13 protein-coding genes are annotated in these 12,854 nt (G+C 67.1%); 4 read left to right on the top strand and 9 right to left on the bottom strand.

The annotated features are described in order from the left end of the window. Window positions 1-77: 77 nt before the first annotated feature. Window positions 78-2,435 carry a DNA translocase FtsK gene (locus G4Q83_RS06910; protein WP_128418523.1) on the bottom strand — a complete coding sequence of 786 codons (2,358 nt, stop codon included), beginning with the start codon at window positions 2,433-2,435 and terminating at the stop codon, window positions 78-80. 288 nt (window positions 2,436-2,723) lie between these two features. On the opposite strand from G4Q83_RS06910, the gene trxB reads away from it, so the two are divergent. Beyond that, the gene (trxB, locus tag G4Q83_RS06905) at window positions 2,724-3,767 is read left to right on the top strand and encodes a thioredoxin-disulfide reductase (RefSeq protein ID WP_170069110.1); all 1,044 of its coding nucleotides are present in this window, start codon (window positions 2,724-2,726) and stop codon (window positions 3,765-3,767) included. Here trxB and G4Q83_RS06900 read toward each other — a convergent pair. Then, window positions 3,695-4,147, bottom strand: a complete 453-nt coding sequence (locus tag G4Q83_RS06900; RefSeq protein WP_128418524.1) for a carboxymuconolactone decarboxylase family protein — start codon at window positions 4,145-4,147, stop codon at window positions 3,695-3,697. The genes trxB and G4Q83_RS06900 overlap by 73 nt on opposite strands. Window positions 4,148-4,158: 11 nt before the next feature. Beyond that, window positions 4,159-4,554, bottom strand: a complete 396-nt coding sequence (locus G4Q83_RS06895; protein ID WP_128418525.1) for a MerR family transcriptional regulator — start codon at window positions 4,552-4,554, stop codon at window positions 4,159-4,161. 91 nt (window positions 4,555-4,645) lie between these two features. Here G4Q83_RS06895 and G4Q83_RS06890 point away from each other — a divergent pair, with 91 nt between their 5' ends. The 3 genes from G4Q83_RS06890 (at window position 4,646) to infA (ending at window position 6,835) form a co-directional block, all read left to right on the top strand. Next, the gene (locus G4Q83_RS06890) at window positions 4,646-5,749 is read left to right on the top strand and encodes a GNAT family N-acetyltransferase (RefSeq protein ID WP_246432308.1); all 1,104 of its coding nucleotides are present in this window, start codon (window positions 4,646-4,648) and stop codon (window positions 5,747-5,749) included. A gap of 35 nt (window positions 5,750-5,784) precedes the next feature. Then, complete coding sequence (gene aat, locus G4Q83_RS06885; protein WP_128418527.1) at window positions 5,785-6,522, top strand: leucyl/phenylalanyl-tRNA--protein transferase; 738 nt, start codon at window positions 5,785-5,787, stop codon at window positions 6,520-6,522. Between the two features lie 94 nt (window positions 6,523-6,616). Next, on the top strand, window positions 6,617-6,835 hold the full coding sequence (gene infA, locus G4Q83_RS06880) for a translation initiation factor IF-1 (RefSeq protein WP_004425677.1): 219 nt from the start codon (window positions 6,617-6,619) through the stop codon (window positions 6,833-6,835). Here the strand turns inward: infA and G4Q83_RS06875 are convergent. The 6 genes from G4Q83_RS06875 to clpS form a co-directional block, all read right to left on the bottom strand. Next, window positions 6,820-7,140, bottom strand: a complete 321-nt coding sequence (locus G4Q83_RS06875) for a transposase (RefSeq protein ID WP_185817361.1) — start codon at window positions 7,138-7,140, stop codon at window positions 6,820-6,822. The two genes, infA and G4Q83_RS06875, sit on opposite strands and share 16 nt — an antisense overlap. Before the next feature lie 148 nt (window positions 7,141-7,288). After that, window positions 7,289-8,617, bottom strand: coding sequence for a S1 family peptidase (locus G4Q83_RS06870; RefSeq protein ID WP_246432307.1), 1,329 nt, complete (start codon window positions 8,615-8,617; stop codon window positions 7,289-7,291). Window positions 8,618-8,737: 120 nt separating this feature from the next. Next, window positions 8,738-9,100, bottom strand: a complete 363-nt coding sequence (locus G4Q83_RS24515) for a transposase (RefSeq protein WP_425509769.1) — start codon at window positions 9,098-9,100, stop codon at window positions 8,738-8,740. Between the two features lie 94 nt (window positions 9,101-9,194). Beyond that, window positions 9,195-9,446, bottom strand: a complete 252-nt coding sequence (locus G4Q83_RS24045; RefSeq protein ID WP_128418529.1) for a transposase — start codon at window positions 9,444-9,446, stop codon at window positions 9,195-9,197. 650 nt (window positions 9,447-10,096) lie between these two features. Then, window positions 10,097-12,379 carry an ATP-dependent Clp protease ATP-binding subunit ClpA gene (clpA, locus tag G4Q83_RS06855; RefSeq protein ID WP_128418530.1) on the bottom strand — a complete coding sequence of 761 codons (2,283 nt, stop codon included), beginning with the start codon at window positions 12,377-12,379 and terminating at the stop codon, window positions 10,097-10,099. A gap of 123 nt (window positions 12,380-12,502) precedes the next feature. Next, the gene (gene clpS / locus G4Q83_RS06850; protein ID WP_128418531.1) at window positions 12,503-12,823 is read right to left on the bottom strand and encodes an ATP-dependent Clp protease adapter ClpS; all 321 of its coding nucleotides are present in this window, start codon (window positions 12,821-12,823) and stop codon (window positions 12,503-12,505) included. Window positions 12,824-12,854: the final 31 nt, after the last annotated feature.

The following is a 12,854-nucleotide window of genomic DNA, read 5'->3' as shown; positions in this document are numbered from 1 at the left end:
GCCGCCAGCATCGCACGCACCGCGGCGGCGGGCGCCGCGCAGGGCCCGGAACCGGGATGCGGGCCGCGTCGCGCGCCTCACTTCGGCGGCGGCGGCGCCAGCACGCTGCGGTCGCCGTTGTGCTCGGGCGCACTGACCACGCCGGCCGCCTCCATCGCCTCGATCAGCCGCGCGGCGCGGTTGTAGCCGATCTTCAGCCGCCGCTGCACGCCGGAGATCGAAGCGCGGCGGGTCTCGGTGACGATGCGCAAGGCCTCGTCGTACAGCGGATCGGACTCGTCGCCGCCCCCGCCGTTGCTCTCCGGCAGGCCGGTCGCACCGATCACCGTGCCGTCGCCCATGCTCTGCACTTCGTCGAGCACGCCCTCGATGTAGTCGACCGGGCCGCTGGCCTTCAGGTGCTCGACCACGCGGTGCACTTCCTCGTCGCTGACGAAGGCGCCGTGCACGCGCTCGGGCATCGCCGTGCCCGGCGGCAGGTACAGCATGTCGCCGTGGCCGAGCAGGGTCTCGGCGCCGGACTGGTCGAGGATGGTGCGCGAGTCGATCTTGGAGCTGACCTGGAACGCGATGCGGGTCGGGATGTTGGCCTTGATCAGGCCGGTGATCACGTCCACCGACGGGCGCTGGGTGGCCAGGATCAGGTGGATGCCGGCCGCGCGCGCCTTCTGCGCCAGGCGCGCGATCAGTTCCTCGACCTTCTTGCCGACGATCATCATCATGTCGGCGAATTCGTCGATGAAGATGACGATGAACGGCAGCGTGTCCAGCGGCCGCGGCGCTTCGGCCAGGTCGGGATTGGGCTTGAACAGCGGGTCCATCAGCGGCTGCCCGGCGTCCTGCGCGTCCTTGACCTTCTTGTTGAAGCCGGCCAGGTTGCGCACCCCGACCGCGCTCATCAACTTGTAGCGACGTTCCATCTCCGCCACGCACCAGCGCAGGCCGTTGGCGGCCTCCTTCATGTCGGTGACCACCGGCGCCAGCAGGTGCGGAATGCCCTGGTAGACGCTCAGCTCGAGCATCTTCGGATCGATCATCAGCATCCGCAGGTCGGTGGCCGAGGCCTTGTACAGCAGGCTCAGCACCATCGCGTTGACCGCCACCGACTTGCCCGAACCGGTGGTGCCGGCGACCAGCAGGTGTGGCATGCGCGCCAGGTCGGCCACGGTCGGTCGGCCGGCGATGTCCTTGCCCAGCGCCAGGGTCAGCGGGCTGGCCGACTTGTCGTATTCCTTGGAGCGCAGCAGCTCGCTGAGGTAGATCATCTCGCGGCCGACATTGGGGATTTCCAGTCCGATCACCGACTTGCCCGGGATCACATCGACCACGCGCACCGATTTCACCGACAGGCCGCGCGCGATGTCCTTATCCAGCGAACTGATCTGGCTGACCTTGATGCCCGGCGCCGGCTCGATCTCGAAGCGGGTGATCACCGGCCCCGGGTAGGCGCCGACCACCTGCGCCTCGATGCGGAAGTCCTTGAGCTTGAACTCGATCTGCCGCGACAGCGTCTCCAGTGTCTCCTCGGAATAGCCCTTCGTCTGCGGCTTGGGATCATCCAGCAGCGCCAGCGGCGGCACCCCCGACTGGTCGCCGCCGACACCGAAGAACAGCGGAATCTGCTGTTCGCGCTTGGCGCGCTCGCTCTTCTCCACCACCGGCGCCGGCGGCGGCTCGATCTTCACCGGCTCGCGCGTGGCGCGCTGCACCGCGTCCACCTTGCGCACTTCCTCGCGTTCCTCGCGCAGGGCGCGGGTCTGCTGCCATTGGTTGGCCTGCTGGCTGCCGCGCCGCGCCAGCGCCGGCAAGGTCATCAGCGCCTTGCCGATGCGTTCCATGACCGCGAACCAGGACAGCCCGGTGGCCAGCGTGATCGACACCAGCATCAGCACCAGCACGAACAGATTGCCGCCCAGCGCGCCGAAACCGGCGTTCAGCGAACTGCCGACCAGCTTGCCGAGGATGCCGCCGGCCGCCACCACGTCGCCGCCGAACAGGCGCAGGTGCAGCAGCCCGGTGGCGGCGATCAGGAAGCCGACGATGCCGACCAGGCGCAGCGCCGGACCGAGGTCGGCCTCGCCGTCGCCATCGCTGTCCATGCCGAACAGCGCGATCCAGGACACCGAGCCGATCACCAGCGGCAACAGGAACGCCACATAGCCGAACAACTGCAGCAGCACGTCGGCGATCCAGGCGCCGAACTTGCCGCCCATGTTGCGCACCGGCGCGACCACGCTGCCGGTATGCGACCAGCCCGGATCGGTCGTCGAATAGGTGGCCAGGCTGGCCAGCAGGTACAGCAGCAACGGCGCGATCGCGATCAGCGCCAGATCGCGCCACAGCTTCTGTCGGCGCGGATTGGCCGCGGCGGCCTGCTTGCGTGCGGCCGCGTTGGCGCCCTGGGATTTGCCGCGTTCCGGAACCTGCTTCGCCACGCTCTGACCAGACCTTAGAAATACACCCTTAGTGATTGATAATAAACGAAACGGCCTGGCATTTCAGCACTCGGAGCCTGAGCCGCCCCACCCTCTTCTGCGATGCGCCCCAGCGCTGCGCGGCGTTGCCCACGGGCGGCGTTCGAGTGGCGGCGCGGCGGCCGCAGGTCGCCGCGTTCCCACCACGCGGCTTGATTCATCCCAGGCCGGCCGCCACTCTATGCGACTTCGCCGGAAACCGCGCAATGCCGCGATTCCGCCGCCATTTCAACCTCTTTGCGAGTATACATGAGCCCCTCTGCCGCCAATCCCGCCAAGCATTCCCGCCTGCTGATCCTGGGCTCGGGCCCGGCCGGCTGGACCGCCGCGGTGTACGCTGCGCGCGCCAACCTGAAGCCATTGCTGATCACCGGCCTGCAGCAGGGCGGCCAGCTGATGACCACCACCGAGGTCGACAACTGGCCCGGCGACGCCCACGGCCTGATGGGGCCGGACCTGATGGCGCGGATGCAGGCCCATGCCGAGCGCTTCGACACCGAGGTGGTCTTCGACCACATCCACACCGCCGACCTGGCGCAGCGCCCGTTCCGGCTCAGTGGCGACAGCGCCGAGTACACCTGCGACGCGCTGATCATCGCCACCGGCGCCACCGCCAAGTACCTGGGCATCCCTTCGGAAGAGGCGTTCAAGGGCCGCGGCGTGTCCGCCTGCGCCACCTGCGACGGCTTCTTCTACAAGGACCAGGACGTGGTCGTGGTCGGTGGCGGCAACACCGCGGTGGAAGAAGCGCTGTACCTGTCCAACATCGCCCGCAAGGTCTACCTGGTGCACCGCCGCGACAGCTTGCGCGCGGAGAAGATCATGCAGGACAAACTGTTCGCCAAGGTCGAAGCCGGCAAGATCGAGACCGTCTGGCACCACGCCATCGACGAGGTGCTGGGCAACGAGACCGGGGTGATCGGGGTGCGGGTCAGGTCCACGCTCGATGGCAGCACGCGCGAGCTGGCCGCCCACGGCTTCTTCGTCGCCATCGGCCACCACCCGAACACGCAGCTGTTCGACGGCCAGCTGGCGATGAGCAACGGCTACCTGGAGATCCGTTCCGGCCTCGGCGGCGCGGCCACCGAGACCTCCGTCGCCGGCGTGTTCGCCGCCGGCGACGTCGCCGACCAGCACTACCGGCAGGCGATCACCTCGGCCGGCTTCGGCTGCATGGCCGCATTGGATGCCGAGCGCTATCTGGACGCCGGCGCCGCAGTTCAGCCGCCGGCTTCCGCGAACGCCTCGCGAGCGCTGGCGACCGCGTTGAGCGCGGCCGGGAAGCCGGCGTAGACCGCGGTCTGCAGCAGGATCTCAACGACTTCCGCGCGCGTGGCGCCCACGTTCAACGCCCCGCGCACGTGGACCTTGAGTCGCGGCCCGGCATGACCCAGCGCGGCCAGGGCGGCGACAGTGGCCAACTGGCGTGTCTTCAGGTCGAGGCCAGGGCGGCCGATCACCTCGCCATAGCAGAAATCGACGATGAATCCGCCCAGTTCCGGGGCGATGCCGCCCAGTCCGTCTATCACCGCGCGGCCACTGTCGCCGGTGACCCGTTCCAGCACGGCCATCCCGCGCGCGCGGCGCATGGATGCCTCAACTGCCGAGGCCGGGGTTGCCGGCGATGCGGCGCCGGCGGTGACGGCGGTGACGGCGAGCGCACCCTGCAGCATGTCACGTCGTTTCATTTGCGTTCTCCTTTTCCAGAATTGCTGACGGCGGAGCGCTGCATCCGCCGGTAGACCTCGATCTTTTCCGTCAGCGCGGCACGATGTGCGACCAGCTCGCTCTCGCGCACGGCCAGTCGCTGCAGGTGCTCCTGCAGCAAGGCCAGGCGCGCATCCACGCTGGCCTCGCCCTGCCGGCGCAGTTGCGCGTAGCCGCCGATCTGCCGCATCGGCATACCGGTGGCGCGCAACCGCTGGATGAAGCGGATCCAGGCAAGGTCGGTCTCGGCATAGCGCCGCCGGCCTGCGACCCTGGTCACCGGGTCCAGCAACCCGGCGCGCTCGTAGTAGCGCAGCGCATGCGCACTCAGGCCGAGCCGTGCGGCCACTTCGGAGATGGCATAGGTCTTCATGCGGCGACCGTACCGCTTCGAGCACGCTCGAAGTCAAGCGCCCGCGGCCTGGGCGATGGGCTACCCTGTGCGCATGCCGGACGTACGCCTGATGCCTTCGCTCTCTCGCATACCCGCAGCGGATTGGGATGCCCTTCACGATGGCCGCAACCCTTTCGTCGGCCATGCCTTCCTGTCCGGGCTGGAGCAGACCGGCTGCCTGCGTCCGGACTGGGGCTGGAATCCGCTGCATCTGACCCTCTGGGAGGGCGCGATCCTGGTCGCCGCCGCGCCCGGCTACCTGAAGACCAACTCGCACGGCGAATTCGTGTTCGACCATGCCTGGGCGCACGCCTACGCGCGCTATGGGCAGGACTACTTCCCGAAATGGCTGTGCGCGGTGCCGTATTCGCCGATGACCGGGCCGCGGCTGCTGGCGCGCGACGGCGCCGGGCGCCGGGCGCTGCTCGCGGCGATGCAGGCGCTGACCGAAGCCAACGGACTGTCCTCGGCGCATGTGAACTTCCACACTGCCGCCGAAGACGCTGCGTTCGGCGACGATTGGCTGCCGCGCAGCGACGTGCAGTACCAGTGGCACAACGACGTCGGCTGGACCGATTTCGAGTCCTACCTGGCGGCAATGGACCACAAGCGGCGCAAGAACATCCGCCAGGAGCGGGCCAAGGTGCAGCGCGCCGGCATCGGCTTCCGCATCGTGCACGGCGAGGAGGCCAGCGCCGCCGACCTGCAGGCGATGTACGGCTTCTATCTGCGCACCTTCGACGACTACGGCAATTCGCCGGCGCTGACCCCGGATTTCTTCTCGCATCTTGCGCGAGAAATGCCGCACAATTTATTGATATTCATGGCGGTCTTGGATGACGTTCCGGTCGCGGGCGCGCTCTGCCTGCGCGGCGGCGAGACCCTGTACGGACGCTATTGGGGCGGCGACAACCTGCCCGGCCTGCATTTCGAGACCTGCTATTACCAGGGCATCGACTACTGCCTGCGCGAAGGCCTGACCCGCTTCGAGCCTGGTGCGCAGGGCGCGCACAAGATCGCCCGCGGCTTCCTGCCGCGCCTGGTGCGCAGCCGCCACTGGATCGCCGATCCCGGTTTCCGCGCCCCGCTCGCGGACTGGTGTGCGGAGGAAAACGCGGCAGTGCGCCGGCATGCGGCGGCGCTGCTGCGGCATTCGCCGTTCCGCCACGGCTGAGTCCGACCCTCGCCCGATCGGCTACGCTGCGCCCGATGCGCCGACTTCCCGCCCTGCTCCCGGCCGATCCGACCGCCCCGTTCCCCCCGCCGGCAGGCGCGCTGCGCGACCCCGACGGCCTGCTCGCGATCGGCGGCGACCTGTCGCCGACGCGCCTGCTCAATGCCTATGCGCACGGCATCTTCCCGTGGTACTCGGCCGGCCAGCCGATCCTGTGGTGGAGTCCGGACCCGCGTACCGTCTTCCGCAGCGAGGCGGTACGCCTGTCCTCGCGCTTCCGCCGCGCGCTGCGCCGCTCGCCCTGGCGGGTCCGCGCCGACACCGCGTTCGCGCGGGTGATCGAGGCCTGCGCGCAGGCGCCGCGCCGCGGCCAGGACGGCACCTGGATCAGCGCCGAGATGGCCGCCGCTTATGTCGCCCTGCACCGCGCCGGACATGCGCATTCGGTGGAGGTGTTCGACGGCCAGACGCTGGTCGGCGGCATCTACGGCGTGGCGCGCGGGCGCATGTTCTTCGGCGAGAGCATGTTCAGCGCGCGCAGCGGCGGTTCCAAGGTCGCGCTGGCGGCGCTGGCGCGGCGTTTGCGCCAATGGGGATGGCCGCTGATCGATGCCCAGGTCGAGAACGACCACCTGCTGAGCCTGGGCGCCGAGCGCTGGCCGCGCGCCCACTTCCTCGGCGCGGTCGCCGCACTGGTCGCCGAGGCCACGCCGGCCGGGCCGTGGACGCCGTTGTTCGGCGAACTGGCGGCCGCGGAACTGGGCCGGGACTGAGCGGCATTAACACAAACTTTGCATGCAGCGGCCGAGGCGGGTAAAATCCCCGCTCTTAAGGCCTTTGGCCGCACGCGAAATCGCACAGGATTACATGTCGAAAGACGACTCCATCGAATTCGAAGGCACCGTCAGCGAGACGTTGCCCAATACCACCTTCCGGGTCAAGCTGGAAAATGGGCACGAGATCATCGCCCACATCTCCGGCCGCATGCGCAAGAACTACATCCGCATCCTGACCGGCGACCGGGTGAAGGTCGAGATGACCCCGTACGACCTGACCAAGGGCCGCATCACCTACCGCATGAAGTGACCGCCCCGCAGCGGTCGTGAAAAACGGGTCTTCGCGGATCGGTGTGGGTGCGAACGGGCGTTTTCGGGTAGCGGCGGCAGGACGCTGGCGATGTTCGTGAGCCTGAGATCGTCCTGATCGCGGTCGCCATAGGCACTGTGCGGGATGCCCCGGATCTTGTTGTTCAGGCCTTCCACCCGGCCGCGGCCGATCTTGTGATCGGGATGGCAGTAGGCGGCGATGCCGTCCCAGTGCCGCCCGATCCTCTTCACGAACCGCTGGGACGGCGCCAGCCGCTGCCGGGTTCCCCCCGATTTCACGGACACTGACAAGAAAGCCGATAGAGGCAGCAGGCGTGTTCATGACGAAGCGAAGGAAGTTCAGTGCGCAGTTCAAGCGCGGTGCGGTTGGGCACGTCAGCCGGCCGGGCGGCAGCGCGGGCCGTCGGTGGGGTGATGCATGGCGCTCGGACGATCAGTACAGCCGCAGTCCCAGGTCCACGATCTTGCCGATCGGGCTGAAGACCAGCGCGTCGCATTTTCCGGGCTCGACACCCGCATATGCCGCACTCTTGACGATGCCGAAGGCCGTGTTCCCGTAGTGGACCGGGCCGCCGCTGTCGCCCCCAAAGCAGGCCAGTTCCTCCCCCACGGCGACCTTGTAGGCACGGGGATCGCAGACTTTTCCGTTGCAGTCGTTCTTGCCGAAGCTGTAGGTGGTACCCGATACCACGCCGCAGGACCAGCCGGTCTGCAGGCCGCGATGGCATACGCGATCCCCTGCCTTGGGAGCCGCCGTGGAAAGGATCACGACACCGCATTGCGCGCATGTGTCGCGCGCGAAAATTTCGCCGAGCGGCCGATACCCGACGACGGGGAAGGAGTGCCAGGCCAGGTCGTGCGTTGCATCGAAAAGCTGTGCTTCATGCGTGAGCTTGGCCGTGACCTGCTGCCCACTGCCCGCATCCGACCAGTTGCCGTACATCAGCTTCTTGCCGCAGTGGGCAGCGGTGAGGATGCCCCACTTGGTGTTGTCCTTGTTCCGCACGATGAAGCCGCCCGTGCATTGGTGTTCGTTTTCGAGGTTGAGGAGCGGCGGTCCGCCTTGCACGTAGGGCGCAAGGGGTTCCGCAGCGGCGCCCGCATCGCCGGACCGCGCCGGCCCGGACGACGGCGCATCAGCGGCTTCTTCCGGCGGTGTGGATTCCACCGGACCCCGCAGGAACTTGAACGTGACGGGCGCTCCAAGCTCGCGGCTCAGGGAATCCGTTTCCGCCTCGTAGGCACTGCGATCGTCGGAGGGCGCAAGGACGTAAAGCACGATCGCGCTGTGTACTTCGTCGATGCCCGTGCCCTGCATGCCTGGCACGAGTTCACGCAGGCGCCCATCCTGGGCGGTGAGGATGGCGCTGATTTCGTCCAGCGTCTTTCCCGACACCAGCGAGAACTCCACCGGAATCGCGCCATGCGCGGTGGTCACTTGCTTGATGGCGGGCAGCGGGCCGCGCTTGAGGCGCAGGATCAGCTTGAATCCATCTCTGCGGTCGTCCCAGTACGAGGTATCGAGCCGATCCGCGTATTGCGACTCGAACACTTCGATCTCGGGGCGCGCCAGTTGCTTGAGCTGCAGCCGGCGGCCGGCTTCCTTTTCATCAACCTGGTTGTCCTTGGCGTATCCCTTGGCCGCCGCTTCCAGCTGGTCCTGTGGAACGGGCGCCTGGACCTGGGCAATGGCGGGGGCCATGGTGGCGAAGCCAACGGCCAACAGCAATGAACGCATCATCATCATCATCTCCTTCTCCATGGTCTGCTTGCGACGTGTGGTGGTGCGACCTCGTTTTATTTTTGTTGGCGCTGAATTCAGCGTCAATCGCCATCAATCGTCACGTGCTCGCGGCGCTGGTAGAAGCGTCTGAATTATTTTTTATCGTCCAGATAACAGGAGATTTACGGAAACAAATATCCGCCACCGGTAGGGAGGTTGATGGGCTCTGCTTCCTCTACCATCGCCAGCATCCCGAAATTGGGGTCTTCGCGGATCAGTGTGGGTCAAACGGGCGTTTTCGGGTAGCGGCGGCAGGACGCTGGCGATGATCTTGAGCCTGAGATCGTCCTGATCGCGGTCGCCATAGGCACTGCGCGGGATGACCCGGATCTTGTTGTTTAGGCCTTCCACCCGGCCGCGGCCGATCTTGTGATCGGGATGGCAGTAGGCGGCGATGCCGTCCCAGTGCCGCCCGATCCTCTTCACGAACCGCTGGGACGGCGCCAGCCGCTGCCTGCGCAGGCGCTGCTTGCAGCGCTCGAAGAAGGCCCGGCGCCGCGTTCGGTGCGATAGCTCCAGAGCTGGCCGAACGACGCCTTGAGCAAGGAGGCGGTGTTCAGGCGCTGGTCGGCGGCCAGCCGCTTTTCAGTGCCTGGCGGCCGTCCAGGGCCAGGTGCTGGCGGTGGGACAGCCGGGTGCAGCGCTGGCCCTTGAGAGAGGCGCGATCCTTGCCCTGCAGGCGCTTGTACTGCTGGCGCCTGACCCGGCCAAGGGCGTCGGACAGGCGGGGCAGGATGGGGAACTTGTCGAACACGATGGCCGCCTTGGCGGCGTTCTTGCCCACCCAAGTGCGGAACGGCCGCCACATGGACCGTCCTGCCGTGAAGCCGCTCCACCTCGGCCACCGCCTTGTTCGTCATGCGTGGGCACAGCTTGCCCACGTGCAGGGCAAAGCGCTCGGTATGGCGCGGGTTCATCGCCAGCCCGTCCAGCCGCTCTACGTGCACGCCGCCGCACCCCGGGCATGGGACCCGGCCCACGCTCGAACTCCACGAACACGCACCCGCCGGCCGCCGGCAGGTCGCGGGCACGGCACAGGCGCGTGTCATAGCGGTTGCGACAGCGATGCCCGCGGTGGGAACACACAGCCGTTTTTTTGGCGCCGCAGGGTCACGATCCGAACCTTCGGATCGCCGAACACACCCCGCCGCGTGGCCAGCGCCACAAAGCCGGGGAAGCACAACAGATCGCGCAGGGTGCGGCCGGTCTTCTGCGTTCACCCAGTTCGGCAAGTCAGGGCGGGATGCGCCCTCCGGCACAGCGCAGAAAAGCGCTTGTTTCCAAGGACCAAGGCGAGTTCAACCCCGCGAAAGCACCCACGCGAATCCGCGATGAGCCTGAAAAAAAGCGGCCGGCGGCCGCGCGTCTTGTTTCTGCATCGGTGACATCGCCAGGCGACTGCAGTTGGTGCTGCAGCCGCCTTTTGCCGTGTGGGCGGCGTCCACCTCCCGCGCCGCCTCACTCCACCGTCGCCGGCAGCAGGCGCTCCGGCTCGGCCTGGGCATCCACCACCAGCTCGCCATTGCTGACGTCGATGGTGACGCGACCGCCGCCGACCAGCTTGCCGAACAGCAGTTCGTCGGCCAGCAGGCGCTTGACCTTGTCCTGGATCACCCGCGCCATCGGCCGCGCACCCATCAGCGGGTCGAAGCCGTGCTGAGCCAGCCAGTCGCGCGCGGTCGGCGTGGCCGACAGCGACACGTGCTTCTCCTGCAGCAGCATCTCCAGCTCGATGACGAACTTGTCGACCACGCGCAGGATGTGGCTGAACGCCAGCGGCTGGAACTGCACCACCGCATCCAGGCGGTTGCGGAACTCCGGGGTGAAGCTGCGGCGGATGACCTCCATCGCATCGGTGGAATGGTCCTGCTGGGTGAAGCCGATCGAACGCCGCGACGCCTGGGTGGCGCCGGCATTGGTGGTCATCACCAGGATCACGTTCTTGAAGTTGGCCTCGCGTCCGTTGGTGTCGGTCAGCACGCCGCGGTCCATGACCTGCAACAGGATGTTGAAGATGTCCGGATGCGCCTTCTCGACCTCGTCCAGCAGCAGCACGCAGTGCGGGGTCTTGACGATCTTCTCGGTCAGCAGGCCGCCCTGGTCGAAGCCGACGTAGCCCGGAGGCGCGCCGATCAGGCGGCTGATCGAATGCGGCTCCATGTACTCGGACATGTCGAAGCGCACCAACTCGATGCCCAGCTGCAGCGCCAACTGCTTGGTCACCTCGGTCTTGCCCACGCCGGTGGGGCCGGCGAACAGAAAGTTGCCGATCGGCTTCTCCGGGTTGGCCAGGCCCGAACGCGCCAGCTTGATCGACGACGCCAGCGTCTCGATCGCCGGATCCTGGCCGAAGATCACCATCTTCAGGTTGCGCTCCAGGTGCTGCAGCACGTCCTTGTCGGTGGCGCTGACCTGCTTGGCCGGGATCCGCGCCATCTTGGCGACGATGGTCTCGATCTCCTCGATGTCGATCAGTTGCTTGCGCACGCCCTCAGGCAGCAGGCGCTGGCGGGCGCCGGCCTCGTCCATCACGTCGATGGCCTTGTCCGGCAGCAGGCGGTCGCCGATGTGCTTGACCGACAGGTCCACCGCCGCCTGCAGCGCATCGTCGGCGTAGGTCACGCCGTGGTGCGCCTCGTATTTGGGCTTGAGCCCCTGCAGGATCTCGAAGGTCTCGCCCACGGTGGGCTCGACGATGTCGATCTTCTGGAAGCGCCGCGCCAGCGCGCGGTCCTTCTCGAAGATGCCGCGGTATTCCTGGAACGTGGTCGAGCCGATGCAGCGCAGGTCGCCCGAGGCCAGCGCCGGCTTGATCAGGTTGGAGGCGTCCATGGTCCCGCCCGAGGCCGAGCCGGCGCCGATGATGGTGTGGATCTCGTCGATGAACAGCACCGCGTTGGGCACCTTCTTCAGCGCGGTCAGTACGCCCTTCAGGCGCTTCTCGAAGTCGCCGCGGTACTTGGTGCCGGCGACCAGCGCGCCCAGGTCCAGCGAGTAGATCACCGCATCGGCCAGTACCTCGGGGACGCTGCCCTCGACGATGCGCTTGGCCAGGCCCTCGGCGATCGCGGTCTTGCCGACGCCGGCCTCGCCGACGTACAGCGGGTTGTTCTTGCGCCGGCGGCACAGCACCTGGATGGTGCGCTCGATCTCGTCGGCGCGCCCGACCAGCGGGTCGATGCGGCCGTTGCGCGCTTGCTCGTTCAGGTTGCTGGCGTACTCGGCCAAGGCGTCGCCCTTGGCTTCGCCCTCGCCGGCCTCGCTCTTGGATTCGCCATCGGCCGGCGCCGGGCTCTCGCCCTCCTCGCCCAGCTTGGCGATGCCGTGCGACAGGTAGTTGACGATGTCGAGCCGGGTGATGTCCTGCTGATTCAGGAAATACACCGCATGCGAATCCTTTTCGCCGAAGACCGCGACCAATACGTTGGCGCCGGTGACTTCCTTCTTGCCCGAGGATTGCACGTGGTAGACCGCCCGCTGCAGCACCCGCTGGAAGCCCAGCGTGGGTTGCGTGTCGCGGCCGTCGTCCTCGGCCAGACGCGAGACCGACGCCTCGATCGCCTGCTCCAGTTCGCCGCGCAGGCGCCCGACATCGGCGCCGCAGGCTTTCAGCACCGCCTGCGCCGAGGGGTTGTCGAGCAATGCCAACAGCAGGTGTTCGACCGTCATGAACTCATGACGGGCTTCCCTGGCGCGCTTGTAGCACTGGCCGATGGTTTGCTCGAGATCTTTGCTGAACATGGTTCACTCCGACGTCTGTTGCCAACGATATGCGGCTGGAGTTGCGAATTTTCACAACCCTATCGGATCAGTGTGTTCAGACCGCGTTAGTCCGGGCAAGCCGGCGACCGACGCTTACCAATATCAGGCTTTTTCCATGGTGCACAACAGGGGATGCTGGTTCATCCGCGAGAACTCGTTTACCTGAGCTACCTTGGATTCAGCCACCTCGCGGGTGTACACCCCGCAGACGCCGCGGCCGCGGGTATGCACGTGCAGCATCACCTGGGTGGCTTTTTCCAGGTCCAGCGAGAAGAACTGCTGCAACACGGTCACCACGAAATCCATCGGAGTGTAGTCGTCGTTCAGCAACAGCACTTGGTACATCGGCGGGCGGGCGACTTCGGGCTTGCCGGTCTCCACCAATACACCGTGGTCATGGTCTGGGGAATTCTTGCGAGGCATGTGCCGATTATATACGGCGCCTGTCGGCCCG

The sequence above is a fragment of the Xanthomonas theicola genome, from assembly GCF_014236795.1.
Taxonomy (GTDB): Bacteria; Pseudomonadota; Gammaproteobacteria; order Xanthomonadales; family Xanthomonadaceae; genus Xanthomonas_A; species Xanthomonas_A theicola.
The sequence above is the reverse complement of the archived record's forward strand: the minus strand, read 5'-3'. Positions and strand labels throughout refer to the sequence as shown.